This is a genomic window from Methylobacterium sp. 10 (genome assembly GCF_000519085.1).
Taxonomy (GTDB): domain Bacteria; phylum Pseudomonadota; class Alphaproteobacteria; order Rhizobiales; family Beijerinckiaceae; genus Methylobacterium.
This window is the reverse complement of sequence record NZ_KI912577.1, coordinates 4735359-4760537: the sequence shown is the minus strand read 5'-3', so window position 1 is coordinate 4760537 and position 25179 is coordinate 4735359. Positions and strand designations below refer to the sequence as shown.

Sequence of the window (25179 nt, the reverse complement as noted above, 5' to 3'; positions counted from 1 at the left end):
AATCCGGGCTCTCTCGTATGCGGTCTACCAAATATCTTGCGTCAGCGGTTCTTGCCCGGAACCCAGAGCACGTCGTCGGCTCCATTGGCATTGGCCGTGCGGCTCGCCACGAAGAGGAAGTCCGACAGGCGGTTGAGATACTGAAGCGCCTCCGGAGAGACGCGCTCGCCCTCGACGGCGGCGAGGGCCACCGTGAGGCGCTCGGCCCGGCGGCATATCGTGCGTGCGAGATGGAGCGCGGCGGAGGCCGCCGAACCGCCGGGGAGCACGAAGGATTTCAGCGGCGACAACTCGGCGTTGAGCACGTCGATATCGGCTTCAATGCGCTTCACCTGGCTCGCGACGATGCGCAGGGGCTCGTAGGCCGGTGGCTCGTCGCTTTCCGGGGTTGCGAGATCGGCCCCGAGATCGAACAGGTCGTTCTGGATACGGCCGAGCATGCCGTCGAGGACGACATCGGCATGGAGCCGGACGAGGCCGATACAGGCATTGGTCTCATCGACCGTCCCGTAGGCCTCAACCCTCAGATCCGCCTTGGAGCGACGTTCGCCATTGGCGAGCGCCGTGGAGCCCTTGTCGCCGGTGCGCGTGTAGATGCGGTTCAGGGTGACCAAGGGTAATCCGATCTCAGATCCAGGCTTCGGGCTCAGAACGTGTAACCGATCTTGCCGCCGAAATTTGTCAGGCCACGGTTCTCGTGACACAGGCCGGCATTCGACATGTGCTCGACAGTTGCCATGATGCTCCAGTGCTCGGTCAGACGATAGCCGAGCGCTGCCGCTTCGCGGAAGAGCGGGTTGCAGCCGAGGGAGTTGAAACCCGCCGGTGCGTTGGCCTTGAGGCCGGTATAGCCGTTATGTGCGCCCGCACCGAAGAAGCCTTCGAGGAAGACCCGGTTGTTCAGGGTCTGCGGGAACAGGTCCACCGTCCAGGTCAGGCCGATATAAGCGTAGCTGGTGCGGCCATCGAAGTTGTAGCTGCCGCCCACGGTCGGGCGCGCCACGAAGGCCTGCCAGAACGGGTCGAGGCTTACCACCGGCTTGTAGAACAGGATCTCGCCATTGATGGCGTTGGTGTTCTTCTCGGCGCTGCCGGGATCCTGGACGGCTCCACCGATACGCACCTCGGAGACGATGCTGAGGGGCTGCACCGGTGTCACGTAGGCAGCCGCGGGGGGCGGCGAACCGAGATCGGCAGCCTGGGCGGAACACACGACGGGCAGGGCGAGAATGCCGGCGACCAGGCGAGAGCAGATGGCTTGCATCGATGACGGATCCAAAGTGAACCAGGCCTTCCTACCACGCGGGAATACGCTGGCGGCAGTCCGAGCACTCAGTAATCCCGTGCCGTCATCGTGTTAGATCGCATGTGAGACCCGTCCGCCACACTCACCGGGTTGTGATCGCGACTCAGACAGAGCGCCACCACACCACCCCCATGATGAAGATGATCGCCAGAAACTGCAGCAATACGCGCAGGCGCATCAGGCGTTGAGACGTGTTGGCGCTGCCGCCGCGCATCATGTTGACGAGGCCGAGCAACAGCACGACGGCCACGGCGAGGCAGGCGACGAGGACGAGGGTGTTGGAGGACATGACGGCTCGGGCTCGGAACGCGGGGACGAAGCCCATATGGCTTCGGCTTTTCCCTAGCCCATAGGGCAGGGCATCGCACCCGATGAACGGGTGCATATCTCAGTTCCGCCGCAGCAGACGTTCGAAATAGTCGAGCTCTTCCCTCGGCCGACTCGGATCGCCGAGCTTGCGCCGTAATTCCTCCATGATCCGGCGCGTGCGCTGGACTGCGGATTCGTCCGCCGTCGGCACTTTGCCACGGCCGTCGGAAAGATCGCGGCCTTTGGTCGGACGTCCGAGCGGATCGTCGTCACGATTACCGGCCTGCCCCTGCTGGCTCGGATTCTCGCCGCCCTCCTGCTCCCCTTCGCCCTCACCCTCGCCCTGGGCCATTTCCTCCATCTGCTTCTGCATGCCCTCGGCACCGCGCTTGAGGCCGTCAAGGGCGCGTCCCTGGGCATCGACAGCATCGCCTTCCTTGCCGTCGCCGAGAGCGCCTTCGGCATCGCGCATTGCCTCCTCGGCATCGGCGAGGCCGTCCTCGCCCTGCATCCCGAGTTCCTTCATCCGCTTTTGGAGATCTTCGAGACGCTGGCGCAGCGCCTGCTGACGATCCCCGGCGCCGCTCTGCCCCTGCTCCCCCTTCTGTCCCTTTTGGCCCTGTTGCCCTTGCTGACCCTGCTCGCCGCCCTGCTGGTGGCCCTGGTCACCGTTCTGCTGCTGGCCCTGCTGGCCGCGCTGGGGCTTCTGGCCCTGTTTCTGTCCAGGCTGCTGGCCGCGCTTGTTCTGCCCGTCCTTGAAGGTCTCGTCGCGCAGGTCTTGCTGCTCGCGGGACATCTTGTCGAGTTCCTCGGCCTGCTTGCTCATTTCGCGAGCGCTTGGGTCGGACTTGCCACCCGGCTCGGCGGTCTGAAGGTTTTCGAGGATGCTGCGGAGCTGTTCGAGCAGGCGCTGCGCTTCGGCGGTATCGCCGCGCTTCATCGCCTCTTCCATATCCTTGAGCATTTTGTTCAGATCGTCCGGAGTGACTGTCTTCGCGTTCTGCTGCGACTTGCCCTTGTCGCCCTGCTGCTGAGGCTGCTTCTGCTGGCGCTCGGCCATCTGCTTCATGAATTTGTCGAGGGCCTGTTTCAGATCCTCGGTCAGCTTCTTGATCTCGTCGTCCGGCGCGTTGCGGTCTATGGCGTCCTTCAGCTTGTCCTGGGCGGCGCGCAGGCTCTTCTCCGCTTCGGAAAGGTCGCCGTCCTCGATCTTGAGGGCCATCTCCCACAACAGGTCGGCGACCTCGATCAGGGCTTCGTCGGACCGCGCCGCCTTGAGCCGACGGGATGCAGTGCGCAGCCCGAGGAAGATCGACGGCTGCGGCGTGAACTGGTCTGGCGCGATCATCAGCGCATCAAGGGCGGTCTGCACACGGCGCCGGCTCTCGTCGGGAGCAGTGACGAGGCGTCGGCGCTCTTCTGCCAGGGCCCGCGCCAGAGGCTCGCGGAAGGGCCGCGCCGGTAGTGTGATCTCCGCCGTCTCGGTCCGCCCCTCCTGACCGGCCTCGTCCTTCACGACGAGGGTCAGGCGAACGCGCGCGCCCGACCAGGGATTGTCGGTGAGGTCCACCAACGTCTTCGTATCGGTCTCCCCGCTCGCGTCGGAGGGCAGGGCGAGGGGCATCTTCGGCAAGGGAACCAGGGAGCGCCCACCGGCCAAGGGCTCGACGATCCCATCGGCCGAGGCGATGCCATAATCATCCTTGGCGCGGTAGCTCAGGTTGAAGGTGCCGCGTGCATTCACCTCCAGGGCGCCGACGCGCCTGACTTCCGGGACGAGATCGGGGATGGTCTCGACGCTGAGATGCTGCTTCGGCGCAGAGCCCGCGGCAATCACGAGATCGGCGGTCCCTCCGACGAGCTGGAAGCGGTCCTCGCGAAGGTCCGGACGGGCCTCCTTGCCGGGCAGGGGCTTGAAACCAGCATTCGGCGTCAGCACGACGTCGCCTTGACCGGCGATCCGGACGATCAGCGTCGAGTTCACCGGCGCGCGCAGGTGCTGCTCGGTCCCGTTCATGGTGACGATGAGGGGCGGGAGGCGGGTGTAGAGCGGCGGATCGATCCAGCCGTCGACGCGGAAGTTCGGTCCAGGGCCCGCGGCCTCGTGCCAGTCGAAGGCACTGCCGATGCGCTGGCGCCATTCCGAGCCGGCGACGAACAGGCTCGCCAAAGCCGCCACCACGAGGCCCGCGCGCAGGGCGAAGGGGTCGCGGCGCGGCATGTCCGGACGGGGCAGGCCGACGCTCAACCGGGCCACGGCCTCGGCCGCGCGGCGCTGATGCAGCGCCCACAGGGCCTGGGTCGCCGGATCTGTCGTCCCGACCGCGAGGGTATCCTCGATGGCGGAAGCCGGGTTGTGGGACGACGCCCCTTGGGCAGCATCGCGGTCGAGCCGCGCGAGAGCCTCGCGGCGGCTCGGGCGGGAGAGCCGGACCAGCGAGCCCAGGGCGGCGAAGAAGGCGATGGCGAAGGCAGCAAGTCCGGCAATGCGCCATGTCGGCGGCAGATCAAGCCAGAGCCCCAGCCATGAGGCTGCGAGGAAGACCAGGACCACGGCGAGCGCGCGCCAAACGAGCGGCCATACCCGTTCCCAAAGCCCGGCGGCCTGCGATTGCGACACGAGCCGGTCCAGCCGGCTTCGCGCGGCCGGCGGCTTCGGCGTCATTTGGGTCACGCCGGAGGTCGTCGCGTCGGCCTCGTCCATTATGCTGGGCTCCCGAGGCGGGGCACGCTCACTGCATCCCGCCTTGTCAGCCTAGCATGGTGGCGGTGCACGGCGATCGGGTCAAATCGGCCCACCCACATTGCGAACGCGCGGCTATTCCGACTGCAGCCAGTCGGGCACGCGGTCGAGGCCGATGAGGTCGTCGTAGGTCTGGCGCGGCCGGACGATGGCCGCGCGGTCGCCGCTCACCAGAACTTCGGCCACGAGGCGGCGGGTGTTGTAGGTGCCGGCCTGGACAGCCCCATAGGCGCCCGCCGTCATCACGGCAACAAGGTCGCCCGGTGCGACATCGGGAATGTCGCGGCCCAGCGCGATGTAGTCGCCGCTCTCGCAGACCGGTCCGACCACGTCGGCGACGAGGCGTGGGGTATCTGCACCGGGTTCGATGACCGGACGGAGGGCGTGATAGGCCTCGTAGAGCGTCGGGCGAATGAGGTCGTTCATCGCCGCGTCGACAATGACGAAGGTACGGCTCTCGGTCCGCTTCACGTAGAGGACGCGGGTGACCAGGATGCCGGCATTGCCGGCGATCATGCGACCGATCTCGAAGACCGGGCGCAGGCCGAGGGACCGGTAGTGCGGGCGCAGGATCTCTGCCAGGGCACCGGGCTCCGGGGGAGGGGCGTTGTCCTCGCGATAGGGAATGCCGAGGCCGCCGCCGAAATCGATGTGATGCAGGGGGTGCCCCTGCGCCATCAGGCTGCGCGCCAGTTCCGCCAGCAGCCCGGCCGCATGGGCGAAGGGCGCTAGATCGGTGATCTGGCTGCCGATATGCATGTCGACGCCGGACACGGCGATCCCCGGCAGGGACGCCGCGCGGGCATAGACGTCGGCCGCGCGCCCGATGGGAATACCGAACTTGTTCTCGGATTTTCCGGTGGAGATCTTGGCATGGGTCCCGGCATCCACGTCCGGATTGACCCGGACGGAGACCGGAGCGGTCGCGCCCAGGGAAGAGGCCACCTCGGACAGGGTTTCGAGCTCGGGCTCGCTCTCGACGTTGAAACAGTAGATGCCCGCATGCAGGGCCGCCGCCATCTCCTCGCGGGTCTTGCCCACGCCGGAGAACACGATCCGTTGCGGATCGACGCCGGCGGCGATGGCACGGCGCAGCTCACCCTCGGAGACGATGTCCATCCCCGCGCCGAGACGCGCCAGCGTGGTGAGCACCGCCTGGTTCGAATTCGCCTTCATGGCGTAGCAGACGAGGGCGTCGTCCCCGGCAAAGGCCTCGGCGAAGACGCGGTAGTGCCGCTCGAGGGTCGCGGTGGAGTAGCAGTAGAACGGCGTGCCGACCTCGGCCGCGAGGCCGGTCAGGTCGACATCCTCGGCCACCATCAGGCCGTCGCGATAATGGAAATGGTGCATCGGCGGGCCTTGGGGCGCGGACTTGAAGACGGAAGCGCGGCGGTCAGCCCGCCAGCGATCGTCTACAGCAGCGGGTCGAGGATGAAGGGTGTCTTGGGAATGGTGTAGCCGCGCTTGACACCCTTTGACGTCTGTACCGGAGCCTCAACGATGGCCTGGGGCGTGCCGGAAATCGCCGAGGGGTCGAGGTCGTCGCCGTCGGCCACGGCGGTGGAATCCGCCACCGGGGACGATCCGAGCCCGAGCCCGGAGGATTGCACCGGAGCCCGCGTATCGGGGGCCTGCAGGGCACCGCGTCGGCCGCAGCCTGAGCCGGCAAGGGCCACGCCGCCCAGAACGAGGAGCAACGTCAGTCGGGAACGAAACAACATCAACGTGGGTCCGGAGCCTCGGGCGGCGGCATCATAGCCGCTGCTTCTCGCCGATGCGAGCGCAACGGCCACGCTTTGTGCTACCTGAGGCCGCGATGCCTCAATTCCGACGATCAGCCCTTCTTGCCGGAGGTCTTCTCGTAGGCGTCGATGGCGCGACGGCAATTCTCGGACAGTTTGGTCCAGTTGGTCTGGAAGCACTTGTCCATGGCCGGATCATCGGGCGAGAGGTTGCCGCAATAGGTCAGGTAATCGCCGGTGCAGTACTTCTTCAGCGTCTCGTTGCCCCGCTTCGTCTGGGGAGCAGCTTGGGCGAAAGCCGCCGCCGACGAAAACACGGACACTGTCGCAAGTGCGAGGGCAAGCGAAGTCATCTTGAAAGTCATAGGGAACGCGATCCGTCTCAGACAGTGAGGATGTGACGAACCCGATGATGCCTTTGCATGGTCGAAACAAGGCACGCCGGTGGTCATCCCATGAAGACGCGGCTTCTACGCCACTCCTTCGGCCACCTGCAACGTCCCTCTCGCCACCCGGCGGTGGATCAGACGGGTTCGGTCCGTTTCACCGGAATCGAACCGGCCTGCGAGCCCGGCATGGCGAACACATCGACAGAGGGAAGCCGGTTCTGTCGAAGCAGCGAATCCGCCACCTCGACGATCCGCTGGCGAAGGGCGGCGATCTCCGCGTCTGGAGGCGCCTTTGCCATGCGCAGGACCTCACATTCGGCGAGAAGCGCCGCGTAGCGCGCCTGCAGATCCTGCCCAGCTTGGTCGTCACCGGTGGCAACACCCAACTGCCTCACCTTCGCCTCGCGCAGGGCGTGGAGATCGTCGAGGAGATCGCGGTGGGCGTTCTCGAGCACCTCAAGCGTGGCGAGGCTGAGAGTTCCTTCCGCGCGCGCCGCGGCAAGGTCGTGTTCGACACCGTCGAGGGTGGCCCGCGTCGAGGCGAGAGTGGCATCCCGCTCTTCCACATTCTGCGACAGGGCGGCGATCTCGAGGGTCCGCGCACCGATCGCTGCCATATCCGCATGGCGGCTGCCACGCGCGGCCTCGACTTTCCGCTCGAGACGACGCTGGGTGACCGCGAACCGCGCGCGCAGATAATCCTTCTCGGCAGCGATCTCCGAAGCGGAAAGGGGAACGAGACCTTCGAGCCGTCGCTTGGCGAGGCGCGTCGCCCGGGCATTCACGGCCGGCAGGACCATGAGCGCGCACAGGCTCGCTGCAAGAAAGCCGAGCGCGAAGATCATCACGGTTTCGATCACGCGGGAATGCTCTTCCTAGCCGCTGGGCGCGGCCGGACAGGCCGCGACGCCCATGTCTTTAGACCATTTCTCCCAGGTGAGACCAATCCTTTGAAGGATTTGAGACGAACCGTCGCCCGCCGAGATTTCGCCTCGGGTCGGATCAGAACGGGTTCCAGGTCGGCTTCGACGTGAATTTCAGGTAGCCGACATTGATCCCGAGGCGTGCACCGACGCCGGTCCTGATCGGCACCACCACCATTCCGTCGTTCGTGACGGCGGTCATCCCGAACCCGCCGATGAAATAGGCAGACCCATCGACCCCGCCGAATCGGCGATAGAGGCCAGAGACCGAGGGGAGGTTGTAGAGCAGCATCATCGTGCGATCACCGTCGCCGCCGAGGTCGAACCCGATGGACGGTCCCTGCCAGTAAATCCGGCGCTGTCCGGCGTTGCGGGTATAGAGCGTGCCCTCACCGTAGCGAACGCCGCCGACGATCGCGCCTGACGCTTCCTGTCCGAGGATGTAGCCGTTGGGCTCGCCCCAGCGCCGGGTCGCTTCCTCCACGGTGAGAGCGAGACCGCGCGACATGGAGCCGAAGAACTTATGCCCGTTATCCACGATCTCGGCGGGCCGGAACCGACCGGGGGGCTGCTCGTCGAAGGCTAGAGCTGGGGCGACGGTCGCTGCGATCGACAGAGCGGCGGCGGTCACGCCGAGGATGAGCGCGCGGCGACGGGCCGCAAGCGCTAAGGGTTCAGCCGATGCGGCGACGGGGTTTGAAGGATCTGTCATCCGGAGCACCATGTTCGCCCATCATAAGGTTCGACATCCGTCCCGTTCGCCGACATTCTCCCGGCAGGATTTGTCCGAGCCGGGACAAGCGGAGGCACGAGCCCGCGTAGCGTCGATTAGAGCACGAAGTACCGCATGATAGGGTTAACGCGCCGTAACCTCGCCGGAATCGCGCTGGCATCGTGTCTCGCCACACCCCGCGTCTCCTCGGCGGGGCAGGGTCTCATCGCCCTCGATGGGTTCGACGCGGTCAGCTATTTCCTCGATCCCAAGGGGCAGCCGGTGCCGGGCAAGCCGGCCTTCGAATGGGAGTGGAAAGGTCGGACATGGCGATTCTCGCGGATGGGGAACCTCGCCGCCTTCCGCGATGCGCCCTCCGCCTATGCACCGCGTCTTTCTGGCTACGATCCGATCGGGGTGCTCGATGGCCGGATCGTGGATACGGACCCTCAGATCTTTGCGATCCTGCCCGGTCCGGCGGGGGAGGGTCTCTACCTGTTCCGCAACCGGGAACACCGTTCGAAAGTCGTCGCGTCACCCACCATCGTCGCGGCGGCGGAAGAAAAATGGCCGGCCCTGCGCAAGCTCACCGAAGATGGCGCGCCGCCGTGATACGGTCCCCTCTTACACCGGCGGCGGCGTCGTCGCGGTACATCCCTGCCGGGCCGTGCTCAGGTTAGGCCCGCGATCGGGTAGGCCCAGGCGACCCGTATAGCTCGGATCGCCGAGGGCCGCGAAAGGGCCGTTACGATAGAAGATGCCGTAATGCCCATAGGTGATCTCGCGCCCCGACGGCACGATGACGCAGCCGCCGGCTGTGGTCAGCACGTGGTCCCCGGCCGCAGTGTCCCATTCCATGGTGGGGCCGCAGCGGACATAGATGTCGGCCTCGCCGGAAGCGATGAGGCAGAACTTCAGGGCCGAGGCGACACCACGCCTCTGGCCGATGGGCAGTGCCGCGAGGCACGCCTCCGTCTCGGTATCGCCGTGGCGGCGGCTGACGAGCGCGACGAGCCCGTCCTCAGGCACCTTCCGGACCCGGATCGCGTTCCGCGTCGTCGGTCGCCCGCGATGGATCACCGCCTCGAACGCCGTAGCGCCGGCTCCCCAGACGCGGCCGATGCCGGGTCCGGCCACCGCCGATGCGACCGGCCTGTTTCCTTCGATCAGGCAGATATTGACGCTGTAATCCGGGTTTCCGGCCAGAAAATCACGCGTGCCGTCGAGAGGATCGACCAGAAAGAACAATTCGGCCGGCGGCAGGTCGTGAGTGGATTCCTCGGAGACGATCGGGATCGTCGGGTAGCGTTGCCTCAGAGCATCGAAGATCAGCTTTTCGGATGCGATGTCGGCGACGCTCGACGGGGTCCCGTCCGGCTTGATCACGTGTGCGCAGTCGCCACCATGATGTCGTCGGAGGATGTCGCCGGCTTCGCAGGCGATGTCGGTCAATGTCGTCGCGATGCTGTCGCGCATCCGCGGATCGAGGGGCATAGGAAAGTCTTGCCTTGCGAGCCGCGCCTTGTCGACTCTAGAGTCGACCCCGAAGCGGACTACGCACTCCTCGCGTCGCTTTTCAAAGCATCCTGTGCCGTCTATCGGTGCCGCCCTCGGTTGGTTTCATCTCTCGAAGCCGACGGACCGGCCGCAACCGCGGCCCATTCATTGCCCTGTGCGGAGAGCACGATGACCCCCGTCGATCTCGATTCCCTCGATCTCTCCGCGCTGCTTTGCTCGCGCGTCTGCCACGACGTCATCAGCCCGGTCGGCGCCATCGTGAACGGGCTCGAAGTCCTGGAGGACGAGAGCGACACATCGATGCGGGAATTCGCCCTCGAACTGATCAGCAAGAGCGCGAAGCAGGCCTCGGCACGTCTGCAGTTCGCCCGCATTGCATTCGGTGCCGCCGGATCGGCGGGGGCGTCCATCGACCTGGCCGATGCCGAGAAAGTCTCGCGTGGGATGTTCGGCGACGAGAAAACCCAGCTGACCTGGAGCGCACCGCAGGCGCTCTATCCGAAGAACAAGGTCAAGCTCCTCCTCAACCTCGTCATGATCGCCACCACCACCATTCCCCGTGGCGGCCGGATCGACGTGGTCGTCAGCGGCGACGGGGAGGCGCCCTCCATCGTCATCACGTCGAAGGGGTCGCACGCCCGCATCCCTGCCCATGTGGAGGATCTGATCGCGGGAACGCCGGAGAACGGCGCGGTGGACGCCCACAGCATCCTGCCGTTCTATGCCGGGCTCGTGGCCCGCGCAGCCGCGATGAACGTCCACTTCGCGATCGAGGGCGACGAAGTGACGATCCGGGCCGAGCCCGTGGCCGCCACCGTCGCACCGGCTGCTGCACGCGCCGAGCGCCCCCTGGAGGATACGCGCCCCTCCGACAGCGAGCCGCCCGAGACGTCGCTCGCCTAAGTGACGGAATGACCGTCGCGGCAGGCTGGATTAAATCCTGCCGCGACTTGTGAATTTGTCCCTCTGTCGAAACTCTTCACTAACCTGTCGGCCTCAAGATGGAATTCGCACAAACCTAGTGCGCGTCTGGACCGAGTGCCTCTAATGGATGACTTGCTGCGTGAGTTTCTGACCGAGAGCGCAGAGCATCTCGACACCGTGGACGCCGAACTCGTTCGCTTCGAGCAGGATCCCAATAACCAGACGATCCTCCGAAACATCTTCCGCCTCGTCCACACGATCAAGGGGACGTGCGGGTTCCTCGGCCTGCCGCGCCTCGAAGCGCTGGCACATGCGGCCGAGACGCTGATGGGCCAGTTCCGCGACGGGATGCCGGTGAGCACCCCCGCCGTGAGTCTCATCCTCGTGACGCTCGACCGGCTCAAGCAGATCCTCGGCGATCTCGAAATCACCGGCACCGAGCCGACCGGCAACGACGACGACCTGATCAACGCCCTCGATGCGATGTCGGCCGCCCCGTTCGTCGCGCCGGCCCCGGTCGTCGAAACGAAGCTCCCCGACCCCGTCGTGCGTGAGTTGAAGCCGGGCGAAGTCTCACTCGACGATCTGGAGCGCGCCTTTCTCGAAGCCGAGGGTCCCGACCTGTCGGAGCCGCTCCCCGTCGAGCCGGTCGCCGTCGCTGAACCGAAGCAGCCCAAATTCACCGCTCCTGAGTTCGAACCCGCGTCTCTCGCCGAGGATGCGTCCACGAAGGGCGCGAACCGTAAGAATGGGGCAGACGCTCCCTCCGGGGAATCCGAGGGCGGTGCCTCGAAGGTCCAGAGCATCCGCGTCAACGTCGACACGCTCGAACACCTCATGACGATGGTCTCCGAGCTGGTTCTGACCCGCAACCAGCTCCTCGAGATCGCCCGCCGCCACGACGATTCGACCTACAAGGTTCCCCTGCAGCGCCTCAGCCATGTGACGGCCGAGCTGCAGGAAGGTGTCATGAAGACGCGTATGCAGCCGATCGGCAATGCCTGGCAGAAGCTGCCGCGCGTGGTCCGCGACCTCTCGTCGGAACTCGGCAAGCAGATCGAGCTCATCATGAGCGGCGCCGAGACCGAGCTCGATCGTCAGGTGCTGGAGGTCATCAAGGACCCGCTCACCCACATGGTGCGGAATTCGGCCGATCATGGCATCGAGTCCACCGCCGACCGGAAGGCGGCGGGCAAGCCGGCCCGCGGCACGATCCGTCTCGCCGCCTATCACGAGGGTGGCACGATCACGATCGAGATCGCCGACGACGGCAAGGGCCTCGATCTCGCCGCTATCCGCCGCAAGGCCGTGGAGCGCAACGTCGCGAGCCAGAGCGATATCGACAAGATGACCGACGCCCAGGTGGCGAAGTTCATCTTCCATCCTGGCTTCTCCACCGCGAAGGCCGTCACCTCCGTCTCCGGCCGCGGCGTCGGCATGGATGTGGTGAAGACGAATATCGAGCTGATCGGCGGTGTCATCGACATCAACACGCAGCTCGGCCGCGGCACCACCTTCACGATCAAGATCCCGCTGACGCTGGCGATCATCGCCGCCCTCATCGTCAAGGCCGGCGACCTTCGCTACGCCGTGCCGCAGGTGGCCGTGCTGGAACTCGTGCGCGTCGACAGGGCCACAGCGCAGAAGGTGGAGCGCATCAACGGCTCGCCTGTGCTGCGCCTGCGTGAGCGCCTTCTCCCGATCGTGACCCTGACCGGTGTCCTCGGTCAGGAAGAGAATGCCGCGAGCATCGATTCCGGCTTCGTGGTGGTCGCACAGGTCGGCCGCCAGCGCTTCGGCATCCTGGTGGACGAAGTCTTCCACACGGAAGAGATCGTCGTGAAGCCGATGTCGTCCAAGCTGCGCCACCTGCCGCTGTTTGCCGGCAACACCATCCTCGGCGATGGCGCGGTGGTCCTGATCGTCGATCCCAACGGCATCGCCCGTCAGGTCAGCCAGGGCACGCAGACGGGCGCCATTCCGGTGGATGCCGAGCCGGAGGAGACCGATGCCGGCGACGCGAAGGCGACGCTGCTTGTGTTCAAGGGTGGCGGAGGCAGCTTCAAGGCGGTGCCGCTCTCGCTCGTGACACGGCTCGAGGAGATCGAGGCCAACAAGATCGAGTGGGTCGGCGGACGCCCGCTGATCCAGTACCGTGGCCGGCTCATGCCGCTGGTCCCGGCAGACCAGTCGATCGAGATCAGGAGCGAGGGAACCCAGGCCTTGGTGGTGTTCTCGGACGGCGAACGGGCCATGGGCCTCGTGGTGGACGAGATCATCGACATCGTCGAGGAGCGCCTCGACGTGGAGATCGCGGCCGAGCGTTCGGACCTCATCGGTTCGGCGGTCCTGCGCGGACGCGCCACCGAGATCATCAACATCGCCCACTTCCTGCCGCTGGCCTATGACGACTGGGCCCGGGGGGCGCACAAGCCCGAGAAGCGCAACGCGACGCTGCTTCTTGTGGACGATTCGGCCTTCTTCCGCGACATGCTGAGTCCGGTCCTCAAGGCCGCCGGCTACAACGTGATCACCGCCGGAAGCGCGGAAGCCGCCCTCACCACGCTGATGGCCAATGGCCGTATCGACGTGGTCGTGTGCGACCTCGAAATGCCGGGCCGAAACGGCTTCGACCTCGTCGCCGCCATGCGGAAGGGCGACGAGCGCGTCTGCCGGCTACCGGTCATCGGCCTGTCCGGCACGGTCGGCATCGACGCCATCGAGCGGGCTCGCTCCCTCTCGATCCTCGATTTGGTGGCGAAGTTCGATCGCAGCGGGTTGATCTCGGCTCTCAGCGAAGTCGACATCGTCAGCCTTCCCAAAGCCGCCTGAACCCGGCCTTCGAACGAGATCGGACAATCTGAGCCATGATGCAGGCCGCAAACAGCAACAAGGGCGTCGAGACCGGCGCTACCACCGACTTCATCACGGTCTTTGTCGCCGACACCATGTTCGGCCTCGCCATCGACCGCGTTCACGATGTCTTCATCCCCGCCGGGGTCACGCCCGTGCCGCTGGCCCCGCCGGAGATCGTCGGCCTCCTTAACCTACGCGGACGCGTGGTCACGGCCCTGTGCCTGCGCCGCCGTCTCGGTCTCCCGGATCGTGCCGAGGATAGCCAGAAGATGGCGATCGGGCTGGAGCAGGGAGGGGAAACTTTCGCCCTCGTGGTCGACGGTGTCGGCGAGGTGCTGAAGTTGGGGGGTGACACGCACGAGGCGGTGCCGATCAACCTCGATTCCCGCTGGCGCAATCTCTCTCTCGGTGTGCACCGCCTCGACGGCCGGCTCCTCGTCATCCTTGATGTCGACGCGCTCCTCGCCTTCGGAACGCAGCGCGACATCGCTGGCGCCGCCTGACCTTCCAGATCGAGGACAGCCCCATGAAGAACTGTCTCGTCGTCGACGATTCCGCCGTCATCCGGAAGGTCGCACGGCGCATCCTCGAGACCATGAATTTCAAGGTCGGTGAAGCCGAGGACGGCGCCAAGGCCCTGACGGCCTGCATCGCGGCAATGCCCGACGTGATCCTGCTCGACTGGAACATGCCGACCATGGACGGCTACGAGTTCCTTCGTGCCCTGCGCCAGACCCCGGGCGGCATGGCGCCCAAGGTCCTGTTCTGCACAACCGAGAACGACGTCGGCGCCATCGCCAGGGCCCTGCATGCCGGTGCCGACGAGTACATCATGAAGCCGTTCGACCGCGACATCGTCACGGCCAAGCTCGAACAGGTGGGGTTCGGCCAAGAGGCCGATGCCGCCTGACACGGAGGCGGCGTGGACCCCTGGTCTCGCCGGATCGTCGCTGCACAGTCCCCGTCATCACGACGAAGCGTAGAGTTCCATGGCCGCTGCCGCCTCCGTTCCAGTCTTCGCGCCCCCCGCGGGAGGCATCGCGAGCAACGCCGCTCGCGTGCGCGTCATGATCGCCGATGATTCGGCGGTCGTTCGCGGCCTCGTCGCCCGGTGGATCGGCGAAGCGGGATTCGAGGTGGTGGCGACCGCCTCGAACGGCCGGATCGCGCTGGAATCCATGTCGCGCACCGATCCCGACGTGGTGCTTCTCGACATCGACATGCCAGAGCTCGACGGGACGCAGGCCCTGCCTCTGATTCTCGCCAAGAGCCCGGGCGTCCAGGTCGTCATGATGTCGACGCTGACGACGCGCAACGCCGACATCTCTCTACGATGCCTTGCCCTCGGCGCCGTCGACTACCTCGCCAAGCCGGAAAGCAATCGCGGCGTCACCACCTCGGATACGTTCCGCGCCGAACTGATCGAGCGCGTCCGTGTCTTCGGAGCCGCCCGTGCCCGGCGACGACCGCATGCCGCTCCCGCCGCCGTGGGAGCAGTCCACATCGCCCCGGCCCCGCCACAACGACCGGCGACGCCGATCGTCCTGCGCCCGAAGGCCCGCACTGGAATCCCGCCGCGGTGCCTTCTCATCGGCTCCTCCACGGGCGGCCCGCGCGCGGTCGGCGAAGTGCTGGAGAAGATCGGCAGCGCCACCCTGCGCCAGTTCCCCGTACTGATCGTCCAGCACATGCCACCGGTCTTCACGGCAGTCTTCGCCGAACATCTCGGTGCCAGAGTTGGACTGCCGGCCGCGGAAGGGAAGCCCGACGAACGTATCCAGCCGGGCCGCATCTACGTGGCTCCGGGCGGCCGTCATATGGGCCTGCAGGGAAGCCGGAACGACCTCTCGATCCGTCTCGACGACGGTCCGGTCGTGAATTTCTGCCGGCCGGCGGTGGACGTGCTGTTCCACGATGCTGCTGCCCTCTACGGCGCGGCGGCCCTCGCGGTGATCCTGACCGGTATGGGATCCGACGGGACCAACGGCGCACGCTCCCTCACGGAGGCTGGAGCCGCCGTGCTTGCGCAGGACGAAGCGACGAGCACCGTCTGGGGCATGCCCGGCAGCGTCGCGAAGGCGGGCCTCGCCCAGGCCGTCCTGCCGCTCGGTGATCTCGGACCGGCACTCCGCAACCTCCTGACGGGGCATGCCGCATGACCGACCTCGAATTCGACTTCCTGCGCGGCTACCTCAAGACGCGCTCGGGCCTCGCGCTCAGTGCAGAGAAGCGCTACCTCATCGAAAGCCGGCTCACGCCGGTTTGCCGACGCTTCAGTCTCGCGACTCTCCACGATCTCGTGACCATGCTGAAGGCATCGCGCGACCAGAACCTGGAACGCGCGGTGGTCGAGGCGATGACCACGAACGAGACCTTCTTTTTCCGCGACCGGGTCCCCTTCGATCTGTTTCGGGACGTGCTGCTGCCGGAGGCCCTGATCCGCCGCGCGGCCCAGCGCCGCCTGCGAATCTGGTGCGCGGCTTCCTCCACGGGCCAGGAGCCGTACTCCCTGGCTATGCTGATCCAGGACGCAGCGCCTCGCCTCGCCGGATGGCAGGTGGATATCGTGGCCACCGATCTTTCCACCGAGGTGCTGGAGAAAGCTAAGGCAGGCCTCTACAGCCATTTCGAGGTGCAACGCGGCCTGCCGGTACAATCCCTACTCAAGCATTTCGAGCAGGTCGGGGAGCAGTGGCGGATCTCTGCGAGCCTGCGCCAGATGGTCGATTTCCGCCCCCTGAACCTGCTCCATCCTTTTGATTCGCTCGGCACATTCGACATCATCTACTGCCGCAACGTCTTGATCTATTTCGATGCACCGACGAAGGGCGACGTACTGGCGCGCCTCGGTGCCAGCCTGGCTCCGGACGGTGTCGTTCTTCTCGGCGCCGCCGAGACCGTCATCGGTCTCACCGATCGGCTCGTTCCTCACACACAACATCGCGGGCTCTATGGTCAAGCGCCGGGCGCCGTGCGGCCGGGCCTAGCCACTCAACCGCAGCCGATGTTGCGGAAGGTAGTGGGCCTGTAGTTACCGGCCGCTCCAGGACACGACTCGTGAGAGCGCGCCTGAATGCCTGAGCAGGTTGGCAATACCCCGCCAACGCTTGCCCTTGCTCAGCCCTTGGGGGCCAGCAGACTTCGGACGCGAAATCGTGAGGACTTCGTGAAGCCTGCTCAGGACGCCGGGGCATGCATCGTCGTCCAGAACTCGGTGGCATCGAAGTCGATGACTTCGATGGTCGCAATAGCTGCGTTCGTGCACGACAGGTGGGGTCCGAATGTCGCACCGTGGCACCTGAACCTCGAATGCCCAGCGACAATCGGCGGTATGGTCTTCCTCCTCGCGCGGGGGAGGGGGATCCCAGTTATCTGAATCAGTTGCGGCACGAACGGACGTCGGGGATACCGTACACCTCGCGCACCGTCGCCCAATAAAAAAAGCCCCGCTCACGCGAGGCCTTTTTGAAGTCCCGTGCGAGACGGTTCAGACGGCGATCCGCTCTTCGCCTTCGTTGGGCTCGCGCAGCACGTAGCCGCGTCCCCATACGGTCTCGATGTAGTTCTTGCCGGAGGAGGCGTTGGCCAGCTTCTTGCGCAACTTGCAGATGAAGACGTCGATGATCTTCAACTCGGGCTCGTCCATGCCGCCATAGAGGTGGTTGAGGAACATCTCCTTCGTGAGGGTCGTGCCCTTCCGCAGCGAGAGAAGCTCCAGCATTTGATATTCTTTGCCGGTGAGATGGACCCGGCTGCCGGTCACCTCGACGGTCTTCTGATCGAGGTTCACGATCAGGTCGCCGGTGGTGATGACCGACTGGGCGTGGCCCTTCGAACGGCGGACGATCGCGTGAATGCGAGCGACCAGCTCATCCTTATGGAAAGGTTTGGTGAGGTAGTCGTCGGCTCCGAAGCCGAGACCCTTCACCTTGTCCTCGATGCCGGCCATGCCGGAGAGGATCAGGATTGGCGTCTTGACCTTCGCCACGCGCAGGTTGCGCAGCACCTCGTAGCCCGACATGTCGGGAAGGTTCAGGTCGAGTAGGATGATGTCGTAGTCGTAGAGCTTGCCGAGGTCGATTCCTTCCTCGCCGAGATCCGTCGTGTAGGTGTTGAAGCTCTCCGACTTGAGCATCAGTTCGATGCTCTGCGCGGTCGCGCTGTCGTCTTCGATCAGAAGTACCCGCATCGTCGGTCCCCAGCCCAGCCGGCCGTATTCAGCGTTCGGGCAAGCCCCCGCCGTTCGTCCACCACCGGCCCGTGGCGGACGCTCCCTCGTCATAGACGTGAAACGCTAATGGTTAATCGTTAACAAAACCTGATTCTCGGTGGCAAGCACAGATTTGAATGTCTCGATGAATGACGCTGCCGCCGATCGGCGATCCGGTCCCGTGAGGTGAGGGACCGTCACATGCATTACATCAAAACATTCAGCTAAGCACTTGATCGATTTGCCTTTGTCGTCACATGTAACTCAAGAGACACGCCCAAGCGACACGTCGTGACCGGTGCGGGAAGGCATCCGTCATCGAATGACGGCGGACCGCTTCAAGCCCGATATACGCAGTGTTAAGGAGGGAGGTAAACGAAACGTTGCGAGAAGCGCAGATGACGGTGCGACCCCGGGTTTCCTCCACCCTCAATCTGGCCTCGGCCCAAGCCGCCTTGGCCGGAATCGAGACCCTGGAGACCTTTGGTCGCGTGGTCGCCATCAAGGGGCTCCTGGTCGAAGTCGCCGGCCCGGTGGCCGCCATGCGCCTCGGCGGGCGCCTCGACATCATGGTGGAGAACGCAGGAGGCGCCGTCCCCTGCGAGATCATCGGCTTTCAGGGTGACCGGGCTCTGGCCATGCCGTTCGGCTCGCTCGAAGGCGTCCGCCGCGGCTGTCCGGCCATCGTGCGCGACGAGGCCGCCGGTGCGATTCGCCCGTCCGCCGGCTGGCTCGGGCGAACCGTCGACGCCCTTGGCCGGCCCGTGGACGGCCTCGGCCAGCTGCCGTCTGGCCCGGCCATCTACCCCCTGCGCGCCGATCCGCCCCCGGCCCATGCCCGGCGCAGGGTCGGTCCGCCCCTGGATCTCGGCATCCGCTGCATCAATACCTTCATCACCATGTGCGCCGGCCAGCGCATGGGCATCTTCGCCGGCTCCGGCGTCGGCAAATCCGTCCTTCTGTCCATGCTTGCCCGCTACACGGCGGCGGATGTCGCCATCATCGGGCTCGTGGGGGAGCGCGGGCGCGAGGTCCAGGAGTTCCTCCAGGACGATCTCGGTCCCAGCGGCCTAGCCCGTTCCGTGGTCGTGGTGGCGACATCAGACGAGCCGGCTCTCATGCGGCGCAACGCCGCCTACGTCACCCTGGCCCTGGCCGAGTATTTTCGCGATCAGGGCGCTCAGGTCCTGTGCATGATCGATTCGATCACCCGATTCGCCATGGCCCAGCGCGATATCGGGCTTGCCGCCGGTGAACCGCCGACAGCCAAGGGCTACACGCCCACGGTCTTCAGCGAATTACCGCGCTTGCTGGAGCGGGCCGGACCAGGAACGGGGCAGGGTGCAATATCCGGCCTATTCACGGTGCTGGTGGAGGGCGACGATCACAACGAACCGGTAGCCGATGCGGTGCGTGGCATTCTCGACGGCCACATCGTCATGGAGCGCGGCATCGCCGAGCGGGGACGCTATCCCGCCATCAACGTCCTGCGCTCCGTGTCCCGGACCATGCCCCGGTCCTGCGATCCCGCCCATCTGCCCACGGTGAGGCGCGCGCGGCGCATTCTCTCCACCTATGCCGACATGGAGGAGCTCATCAGACTCGGTGCCTACAGAGCCGGCGCGTCGGCCGAAGTCGACGAGGCGGTGGGGTTGATGCCAAGTATCGAGGCTTTTCTGGGTCAAAGTAAGGAAGAAGCAACCTCGATAGGCGAGGGTTATCAGCGGTTGGCAGCGATCGTTGGCGGCGCCTGAGTGACGGTCGGAACGTCGTCTCATTTGTCTCCGGCGGCGACAGCGTCGACCTTTCGTGCGTGGCGTGGAATGGGACCCTCAATATGAAATCGCGTGACACGTTGATCCGGCTGCGCCGCTTCCAGGTCGACGAGAAGCGTCGGCGGGTGACGCAAATCGAGATGATGATGGCCGATTTCAACCGCATGGCGTCTGAACTCGACCGTGAGGTCGCCTACGAGGAAGGTCGCGCCGGCATCACCGATACCGGCCATTTCGCTTATCCCACCTATGCCCGCGCCGCCGCCACGCGCCGGGACAACATGCGCCAGTCCGCGCTTGCCCTCGAAGGCCAGCTCACCGACGCCAAGGCCGAACTCGGCGAGGCGTTCGAGGAACTTAAGAAGATCGAGATCCTCGAGGACCGGGAGCGCACGGCCGAACGGGTCGCCGAAGCGGCCCGCGACCAGGCCGCCATGGACGGCATCGGCCTCTCCCGCATTCGCGCGTGAGCGATCCGCGGCACGGACGGCACGAAGTCGTCATGTTCGCATGACATCTGTCCGGGTAATGCCTTAGCCGGCCGTCTCGCTTGCGATGCTCAGCGCGGTCGTGCAGGTAGGCTGGGCTGTGGGGGCATGACCGGTTCGCAATGAAGACAATCAAGGATTTCGCCTGGCCGCTGATCGGCATCCTGGCGATCGCGATCTCCGGCTACTTTCTCTACCAGGAGCTGAAGACCACATCGATGGCGGCGGTATGGGGGGCCATCGTCGCCATCCCGCCGCATCGCATGGCTATGGCGGGGCTCTCGACCCTCATCGCCTATGCGGCCCTCGCCTGGTACGACCGGATCGCGCTGCTGCATCTCGGCGTGCGCGGTATCTCGTGGTTCTTCGTGGCGGTGTGCTCGTTCACGACTTACGCACTCTCGCATAACATCGGCGCCTCGGTCTTCTCCGGTGCCCTGGTGCGATATCGCGCCTACACGGCCAAAGGCCTCTCGGCCGCCCAGGTGGCGGTGCTGGTGGCCTTGTGCTCGTTCACCTTCTTCCTCGGGACGATCCTGCTCGGTGGCATCGTACTCGTGGTCGAGCCGCAGCTGCTCTCGCGCCTCAAGGGGATCCTGCCCGGTTTTCTCACCGACCCGAAGACCGCGCTCATCGTTGGCATCGGCCTTCTCGCCTTCGTCGCACTTTATGTCGCCGGGTCGATCCTGCGCCTCCCGCCGCTCCACATCCGCAAGTTCAAGCTCGAATATCCGCGCCCGGCAATCATGGGGCGCCAACTTCTAGCAGCGCCCCTCGAATTGCTCGGCGCGGCCGGCATTCTCTATTTCGCCCTGCCTGAGGCGGTAAATCCTGGCTGGATTGCGGTCATCGCGATCTTTCTCGCTTCCTTCTCGGTCGCCCTGGTCTCGAACGCACCGGGGGGACTCGGCGTCTTCGAACTCGTCTTCATCACGGCGATGCAGATCACCGATCCCGGCCAGAAGGATGCGATCATTGCGGCCGTGATCGTATTCCGGGTCTTCTATTTCTGGATACCGGCGCTGATTTCGGTGGTCGTTGTCCTGCTCTACGAGCGCTCACGCCTCGCCGATCTCGCAAGAGCCCCACAGGCCTCCGCCGTTCCCGCCCCCCCGGTCGTCGCTCCGGGCCTGGATGCGAACAGGATCGAGAAGAAGCTGGAGCAGAAGCCTCTCTAGGGATCGGATCGGCCCCGCGCTCGACAGCGCTCGCATACCTCGGAGTCATCGCCTGGGCAGCCCACTTCGGTTTCGCCCACCTTCAGAGCCAACGCTCCCTGAAGGGCTCGGCAATCAGGCTCGGACGCGGCTCGTTCGAAGTGGGGACGCGCTCCGAAGGGAACGGCGTTACTCGATCGGATCCGGCATCGCGTATGGTTTCCCTCACACCGAGCCGACCGTCCGCAACCGGGCTCGCGGATGGATCTCCGCCTGGCTCATCACCGCGGTCTCGCGGCGGAAGCGCTCGATGATCGAGCGCACGAAGGGCCGGGCCTGGACCGAGGTGACGAGGACCGGCATCTCGCCCATGCGCGCCGCCTGTTCGAAACGGTCGCGCACCGTATTGACGAATTCAGAGAGTTTTGACGGCTGCATGGCGAGGTAGCGCTCGTCACGCTCGCCCGCGATGGATTCGAGGAAGGCCTGCTCCCAGGCGGGTGACAGGGTGATGATCGGCAGCGTGCCGTCATGCCCTTGGTACTGCGCACAGATCTGGCGGCCGAGGCGGGCTCGGACATGCTCGACGATGTCGCGCGGGTTCTTCACATGGCCCGCCACCTCGGCGATGCCCTCGACGATGGAGCCGAGATCGCGGATCGAGACCCGCTCGGCGAGGAGGAATTGCAGCACGCGCTGGATGCCCGTGGTGCCGATCTGCGAAGGCACCACCTCTTTGAGGAGGTCGGCATGATCCTTCGAGAGCTCCTTCAGCAGCTTCTGGACCTCCACGTGATTCAGCAGTTCCGACACATGCGCCTTGATGATCTCGGTGAGATGGGTCGAGACCACGGTGGCGGCGTCGACGACGGTGTAGCCCTTGAGCTGGGCCTGATCACGCAGGGAGGCGTCGATCCACGTCGCCGGCAGGCCGAACGTCGGCTCCAGCATGTGCTGGCCGGGCAACTGCACCTGTCCGCCCATCGGATCCATGGCCATGAACTGGCCGGGGAAGATCTGGCCCGTGCCGGCCTCGATCTCCTTCACCCGTACGACGTAGGCGTTGGAATCGAGCTGAACGTTGTCGAGGATGCGGACCGAGGGCATGACGAAGCCGAGCTCTGCAGCGAGCTGGCGGCGCAGGGCCTTGATCTGGTCCGTCAGCCGGTCCTGGCCCTCCTGTCCATTGACGAGGGCGAGGAGCGCGTAGCCCATCTCGAGCTTGAGGTCGTCGAGCTTGAGGAGATCGGTCACCGTCTCCTCCTTAGCGGCCTGGGCCGCGGCCACCGCGGTGGCATCCATCGGCGCGCCATCGGAATCCAGGGGAGGAGCCTCACGGGCGATCTTGGCGAAGTGCCATGCTGCATAGCCCGAGGCCCCCGCAAGGGCGAGGAACGGCAGCATCGGCATGCCCGGCAGGAACGAGAGTAACACCATCACGCCCGACGACATGCCGAGCGCCTTCGGATAATTGGCGAGCTGCTTGCCGAGCGCCTTGTCGGCAGAGCCCTTCACGCCGGCCTTCGAGACGAGGATACCGGCCGCCGTCGAGACGATGAGCGCCGGCACCTGGCTCGCGAGGCCGTCGCCGATGGTGAGCAATGTGTAGGTCTTAGCCGCCGCGCCGAAGGGCATGCCCTGCTGGGCGACGCCGATGATGATGCCGCCGATGACGTTGATGAAGGTGATGAGAAGCGCGGCGATAGCGTCTCCGCGCACGAATTTGGAGGCGCCGTCCATGGCGCCGAAGAAGGAGGATTCTTCCTCCAGCGCGGCACGGCGGGCTTTCGCCACCTTCTCGTCGATGAGCCCGGCCGAGAGGTCGGCGTCGATCGCCATCTGCTTGCCGGGCATGGCGTCGAGGGTGAAGCGGGCGGCGACTTCCGCGATGCGGCCCGAACCCTTGGTGATGACGACGAAGTTCACGATGATCAGAATCGCGAACACGATGATGCCGATGACGAAGTTGCCGCCCATCACGAAGTTGCCGAAGGCTTCGATGACGTGGCCCGCCGCCGCGGTACCTTCGTGGCCATGGCCGAGAATGAGGCGTGTCGAGGCGAGGTTCAGCGCCAGCCGCAACAGGGTCGCGACGAGGAGCAGGGTCGGGAAGACGGTGAATTCGAGAGGGTTGTCGATGAACAGGCCCGTCATCATGATCAGCACCGAGATGATGATCGAGACAGCGAGCAGCAGGTCGAGCAGGAACGCGGGTAGCGGAAAGATGAGTACCGTGAGGATGCCCATCACGGCGGTGGCGAAGAACAGGTCCGTGCGCTTCGAGAGCGCGGTCAGGTTGGCACGGTTCGGGATGGCGAAGCTCGCGAACTGCGAGACGCTCATCCCCGGAGCCGGCGCTGCGGCGCCCGTCTCGCTCATACTCGAACCCTCTTGTCCCACGCGGACCCGGCAAGATTTGCCGAGTTCAGGGTTAGCGAAGGGTTAACGGGACGTGGTGGAGGTCGATAAATTTCGTCCTCGCTCGCGCCGTTACCGAGCCGTGGGCATTCTGGGCGATCGCGTGTCCGAGCCCCGGGGCCACGAGGCCATGCTGACAGTGCCGATCGCCGGTCTTCGGGTCGCTCGCCCAAGGCCTCCAACGAGCAGGCGGTATCGTACCGACCCGCTTGGCATCCTTCGATGCATCGCGTTCGGCGAGCGTGATCTCGATGCGGTGACGCGCCTCTGGCTTCGGGGGCGGCCGCCCCGGTGCCGATGGGACACAGGCACACGGCGGCATTGGGGAAATCGCATGTTTCCTCACCGGATCGGTACGCGGGTCCCTTGCACGGTGGGAACTCGGCTTGTACAGCACGCCACTCGCTCATCACCGCCGCTGCAAAAGCCGGCAGCGATGTGAGAGACTGGAGGGGTGGCCGAGTGGTTGAAGGCGCACGCCTGGAAAGTGTGTATACCGGAAACGGTATCGCGGGTTCGAATCCCGCTCCCTCCGCCATACGACCTTAGATTTCCATCACTCGACGTTTTCCCGGCTTCCATTTCGCCTGCGCGTAGGCTCCGCGTCGCCGTGGCTTGCGAGACCGGAACGATGGCGCGACGTGCCCGACGCCTGCGTTATCGCGGTAGGCAACGGTGCGCCTGTCTGCGGGCTCCAGCGCCTCTCTTAGGGCCACGCTTGCGACCAATCCGACTTTCGACCGTTGACCGAACATGCGGGACGGGGTCGCCCATGCGATCCCGTCGTTCGATCAATCAGTCGAGGAGATTCTCGTGAAACATGCCCTCATTGCTGCGGCCGTTATTCTTTCGCCGCTTGCTCTGGCCGCATCGGCTCAGGCGCAGGGGACAGTACGGGGCGCTGAACGCGGGATCGAGGATGGTAATCGCGCGGCCGGTCCCGTTGGCGGTGTGGTCGGCGGTGCAGTCGGAGCCGCGACGGGCACTGTCGGGGGCGTGCTCGGCGTCGATCCGGATCGGCGCGAGGAGCGGATGGAGCGGCGTGACGAGCGTGGCACAGTTCGGGAGCGTCGCGACCGCTAAGACGGCTGCGCAATACGCCCACGCTACGTCTTCGGCGTTGCGTGTCGGCGGGAAGGTTGCGGGGATCGCCCCGCGGCCCTACCGTTCCGAATGACCGAGAAGCTGACGACAGCCGCGCTGTGCAACTTGAACCTCATCTCCCAAGAGGAGGTGGCGGCTGCCGTCGAAACTTACCTCGCGAATTCCATGGCGCCTCCGTTCGTCTTCAAGGAGGGCTATCGGCTCGATCTCGGTAAAGCCGTGCGGCGTCATCCCGGCGCGAACGATTTCGTGAACCGCGGCAATACCGGCCCTCTGATGAAGCGCCCCTTCATTCTCGCGGCCATCCTCGAGGCCCGCCCCTTACGGGAATGATCTTATGCCGGCGCCGCCGGTGACTTTCCAAGCCAACATTCGTCGCCGCTGAGCATTGGCCTGTCCATCGGCTCGTTGCCTGCTGATTCTTGCAGGTTGCTGTTGGCTAGCACCTGAGTGATCGGAACACGATCACAGCGGGCGTCGCACGGCTAAGGCGGTTCGGTTCACACCTTCCCAACCTGTCGGTCGGGGCCGGGCCGCGTTCGCCTCGGAAGAGTGATCGGTCACTGTCATGATGCCGCTCGCGCGCCGTCACGCTCGGGCCGTCA

Annotated in this window: 24 protein-coding genes and 1 tRNA gene; 13 read left to right on the top strand and 12 right to left on the bottom strand. The window is 65.5% G+C overall.

The annotated features are described in order from the left end of the window. Positions 1-41 precede the first annotated feature (41 nt). From K368_RS0122460 to K368_RS0122420, 9 genes are all read right to left on the bottom strand, one after another. On the bottom strand, positions 42-614 hold the full coding sequence (locus tag K368_RS0122460) for a cob(I)yrinic acid a,c-diamide adenosyltransferase (protein WP_027174312.1): 573 nt from the start codon (positions 612-614) through the stop codon (positions 42-44). Between the two features lie 32 nt (positions 615-646). Next, a complete protein-coding gene (locus K368_RS0122455) occupies positions 647-1264 on the bottom strand; it encodes an acyloxyacyl hydrolase (RefSeq protein ID WP_027174311.1) in 618 nt (205 codons plus the stop codon). 145 nt (positions 1265-1409) lie between these two features. After that, positions 1410-1595 carry a twin transmembrane helix small protein gene (locus K368_RS0122450; RefSeq protein WP_027174310.1) on the bottom strand — a complete coding sequence of 62 codons (186 nt, stop codon included), beginning with the start codon at positions 1593-1595 and terminating at the stop codon, positions 1410-1412. A 99-nt stretch (positions 1596-1694) separates the two neighbouring features. Beyond that, positions 1695-4319, bottom strand: coding sequence for a TIGR02302 family protein (locus tag K368_RS0122445; protein ID WP_027174309.1), 2625 nt, complete (start codon positions 4317-4319; stop codon positions 1695-1697). A 114-nt stretch (positions 4320-4433) separates the two neighbouring features. Beyond that, a complete protein-coding gene (lysA, locus tag K368_RS0122440) occupies positions 4434-5708 on the bottom strand; it encodes a diaminopimelate decarboxylase (RefSeq protein ID WP_027174308.1) in 1275 nt (424 codons plus the stop codon). 62 nt (positions 5709-5770) lie between these two features. Continuing rightward, entirely contained in the window at positions 5771-6079 is a 309-nt protein-coding gene (locus K368_RS0122435; protein WP_027174307.1) for a hypothetical protein, read from the bottom strand. Positions 6080-6192: 113 nt separating this feature from the next. Beyond that, a complete protein-coding gene (locus K368_RS0122430; RefSeq protein WP_027174306.1) occupies positions 6193-6465 on the bottom strand; it encodes a hypothetical protein in 273 nt (90 codons plus the stop codon). Positions 6466-6623: 158 nt separating this feature from the next. Then, positions 6624-7349, bottom strand: coding sequence for a hypothetical protein (locus K368_RS0122425; protein WP_027174305.1), 726 nt, complete (start codon positions 7347-7349; stop codon positions 6624-6626). 142 nt (positions 7350-7491) lie between these two features. Beyond that, positions 7492-8124: a DUF1134 domain-containing protein gene (locus K368_RS0122420; RefSeq protein ID WP_051440143.1), complete on the bottom strand. Its 633-nt coding sequence runs from the start codon at positions 8122-8124 to the stop codon at positions 7492-7494. Between the two features lie 135 nt (positions 8125-8259). On the opposite strand from K368_RS0122420, the gene K368_RS0122415 reads away from it, so the two are divergent. Continuing rightward, positions 8260-8736, top strand: coding sequence for a YHS domain-containing (seleno)protein (locus K368_RS0122415; protein WP_051439968.1), 477 nt, complete (start codon positions 8260-8262; stop codon positions 8734-8736). A gap of 12 nt (positions 8737-8748) precedes the next feature. Here K368_RS0122415 and K368_RS0122410 read toward each other — a convergent pair whose 3' ends face one another. Then, positions 8749-9618, bottom strand: coding sequence for a 3'(2'),5'-bisphosphate nucleotidase CysQ (locus K368_RS0122410; protein ID WP_027174302.1), 870 nt, complete (start codon positions 9616-9618; stop codon positions 8749-8751). Positions 9619-9810: 192 nt separating this feature from the next. On the opposite strand from K368_RS0122410, the gene K368_RS0122405 reads away from it, so the two are divergent. From K368_RS0122405 to K368_RS0122380, 6 genes are all read left to right on the top strand, one after another. Next, entirely contained in the window at positions 9811-10545 is a 735-nt protein-coding gene (locus tag K368_RS0122405; RefSeq protein ID WP_027174301.1) for a histidine phosphotransferase family protein, read from the top strand. Positions 10546-10689: 144 nt separating this feature from the next. Next, positions 10690-13398, top strand: coding sequence for a hybrid sensor histidine kinase/response regulator (locus K368_RS0122400; protein WP_027174300.1), 2709 nt, complete (start codon positions 10690-10692; stop codon positions 13396-13398). Positions 13399-13436: 38 nt separating this feature from the next. Beyond that, the gene (locus tag K368_RS0122395) at positions 13437-13925 is read left to right on the top strand and encodes a chemotaxis protein CheW (RefSeq protein ID WP_027174299.1); all 489 of its coding nucleotides are present in this window, start codon (positions 13437-13439) and stop codon (positions 13923-13925) included. A 23-nt stretch (positions 13926-13948) separates the two neighbouring features. After that, on the top strand, positions 13949-14332 hold the full coding sequence (locus K368_RS0122390; RefSeq protein WP_027174298.1) for a response regulator: 384 nt from the start codon (positions 13949-13951) through the stop codon (positions 14330-14332). A gap of 79 nt (positions 14333-14411) precedes the next feature. Further along, positions 14412-15581 (top strand): chemotaxis-specific protein-glutamate methyltransferase CheB, encoded by a 1170-nt coding sequence (gene cheB / locus K368_RS0122385; protein WP_027174297.1) that lies wholly within the window; start codon positions 14412-14414, stop codon positions 15579-15581. Next, the gene (locus K368_RS0122380) at positions 15578-16453 is read left to right on the top strand and encodes a protein-glutamate O-methyltransferase CheR (protein ID WP_027174296.1); all 876 of its coding nucleotides are present in this window, start codon (positions 15578-15580) and stop codon (positions 16451-16453) included. Before cheB ends, K368_RS0122380 begins: the two co-directional genes overlap by 4 nt. A gap of 456 nt (positions 16454-16909) precedes the next feature. Here the strand turns inward: K368_RS0122380 and K368_RS0122370 are convergent, their stop codons facing one another. Further along, a complete protein-coding gene (locus tag K368_RS0122370; protein WP_018042682.1) occupies positions 16910-17611 on the bottom strand; it encodes a response regulator transcription factor CtrA in 702 nt (233 codons plus the stop codon). A gap of 419 nt (positions 17612-18030) precedes the next feature. Here K368_RS0122370 and fliI point away from each other — a divergent pair, with 419 nt between their 5' ends. The 3 genes from fliI (at position 18031) to K368_RS0122355 (ending at position 21073) form a co-directional block, all read left to right on the top strand. Further along, entirely contained in the window at positions 18031-19386 is a 1356-nt protein-coding gene (gene fliI / locus K368_RS0122365; protein ID WP_036266601.1) for a flagellar protein export ATPase FliI, read from the top strand. Positions 19387-19469: 83 nt separating this feature from the next. After that, on the top strand, positions 19470-19877 hold the full coding sequence (fliJ, locus tag K368_RS0122360) for a flagellar export protein FliJ (RefSeq protein ID WP_027174293.1): 408 nt from the start codon (positions 19470-19472) through the stop codon (positions 19875-19877). Positions 19878-20017: 140 nt separating this feature from the next. Then, positions 20018-21073, top strand: a complete 1056-nt coding sequence (locus tag K368_RS0122355; protein WP_027174292.1) for a lysylphosphatidylglycerol synthase domain-containing protein — start codon at positions 20018-20020, stop codon at positions 21071-21073. Positions 21074-21277: 204 nt separating this feature from the next. Here the strand turns inward: K368_RS0122355 and flhA are convergent, their stop codons facing one another. Beyond that, positions 21278-23431, bottom strand: coding sequence for a flagellar biosynthesis protein FlhA (gene flhA / locus K368_RS0122350; RefSeq protein ID WP_027174291.1), 2154 nt, complete (start codon positions 23429-23431; stop codon positions 21278-21280). Positions 23432-23918: 487 nt separating this feature from the next. Between flhA and K368_RS0122345 the strand changes: the two genes are divergently transcribed. The 3 genes from K368_RS0122345 to K368_RS0122335 all read left to right on the top strand — a co-directional run bounded on the left by K368_RS0122345 (position 23919) and on the right by K368_RS0122335 (position 24907). Continuing rightward, positions 23919-24008: transfer RNA gene (locus tag K368_RS0122345), tRNA-Ser, on the top strand. A 275-nt stretch (positions 24009-24283) separates the two neighbouring features. Then, the gene (locus tag K368_RS0122340) at positions 24284-24553 is read left to right on the top strand and encodes a hypothetical protein (RefSeq protein WP_027174290.1); all 270 of its coding nucleotides are present in this window, start codon (positions 24284-24286) and stop codon (positions 24551-24553) included. Between the two features lie 90 nt (positions 24554-24643). Continuing rightward, complete coding sequence (locus K368_RS0122335; protein WP_027174289.1) at positions 24644-24907, top strand: hypothetical protein; 264 nt, start codon at positions 24644-24646, stop codon at positions 24905-24907. The last annotated feature ends 272 nt before the right edge of the window (positions 24908-25179 follow it).

Coding starts and splice junctions, on each gene's coding strand:
- K368_RS0122395 (WP_027174299.1), top strand. CDS start 13,437: ATGCAGGCCGCAAACAGCAACAAGGGCGTCGAGACCGGCGCTACCACC.
- K368_RS0122390 (WP_027174298.1), top strand. CDS start 13,949: ATGAAGAACTGTCTCGTCGTCGACGATTCCGCCGTCATCCGGAAGGTC.
- K368_RS0122450 (WP_027174310.1), bottom strand. CDS start 1,595: ATGTCCTCCAACACCCTCGTCCTCGTCGCCTGCCTCGCCGTGGCCGTC.
- K368_RS0122435 (WP_027174307.1), bottom strand. CDS start 6,079: ATGTTGTTTCGTTCCCGACTGACGTTGCTCCTCGTTCTGGGCGGCGTG.
- K368_RS0122405 (WP_027174301.1), top strand. CDS start 9,811: ATGACCCCCGTCGATCTCGATTCCCTCGATCTCTCCGCGCTGCTTTGC.
- K368_RS0122380 (WP_027174296.1), top strand. CDS start 15,578: ATGACCGACCTCGAATTCGACTTCCTGCGCGGCTACCTCAAGACGCGC.
- K368_RS0122430 (WP_027174306.1), bottom strand. CDS start 6,465: ATGACTTTCAAGATGACTTCGCTTGCCCTCGCACTTGCGACAGTGTCC.
- fliI (WP_036266601.1), top strand. CDS start 18,031: ATGACGGTGCGACCCCGGGTTTCCTCCACCCTCAATCTGGCCTCGGCC.
- K368_RS0122445 (WP_027174309.1), bottom strand. CDS start 4,319: ATGGACGAGGCCGACGCGACGACCTCCGGCGTGACCCAAATGACGCCG.
- cheB (WP_027174297.1), top strand. CDS start 14,412: ATGGCCGCTGCCGCCTCCGTTCCAGTCTTCGCGCCCCCCGCGGGAGGC.
- K368_RS0122410 (WP_027174302.1), bottom strand. CDS start 9,618: ATGCCCCTCGATCCGCGGATGCGCGACAGCATCGCGACGACATTGACC.
- K368_RS0122335 (WP_027174289.1), top strand. CDS start 24,644: ATGACCGAGAAGCTGACGACAGCCGCGCTGTGCAACTTGAACCTCATC.
- K368_RS0122455 (WP_027174311.1), bottom strand. CDS start 1,264: ATGCAAGCCATCTGCTCTCGCCTGGTCGCCGGCATTCTCGCCCTGCCC.
- K368_RS0122415 (WP_051439968.1), top strand. CDS start 8,260: ATGATAGGGTTAACGCGCCGTAACCTCGCCGGAATCGCGCTGGCATCG.
- K368_RS0122355 (WP_027174292.1), top strand. CDS start 20,018: ATGAAGACAATCAAGGATTTCGCCTGGCCGCTGATCGGCATCCTGGCG.
- lysA (WP_027174308.1), bottom strand. CDS start 5,708: ATGCACCATTTCCATTATCGCGACGGCCTGATGGTGGCCGAGGATGTC.
- fliJ (WP_027174293.1), top strand. CDS start 19,470: ATGAAATCGCGTGACACGTTGATCCGGCTGCGCCGCTTCCAGGTCGAC.
- K368_RS0122400 (WP_027174300.1), top strand. CDS start 10,690: ATGGATGACTTGCTGCGTGAGTTTCTGACCGAGAGCGCAGAGCATCTC.
- K368_RS0122420 (WP_051440143.1), bottom strand. CDS start 8,124: ATGACAGATCCTTCAAACCCCGTCGCCGCATCGGCTGAACCCTTAGCG.
- K368_RS0122370 (WP_018042682.1), bottom strand. CDS start 17,611: ATGCGGGTACTTCTGATCGAAGACGACAGCGCGACCGCGCAGAGCATC.
- flhA (WP_027174291.1), bottom strand. CDS start 23,431: ATGAGCGAGACGGGCGCCGCAGCGCCGGCTCCGGGGATGAGCGTCTCG.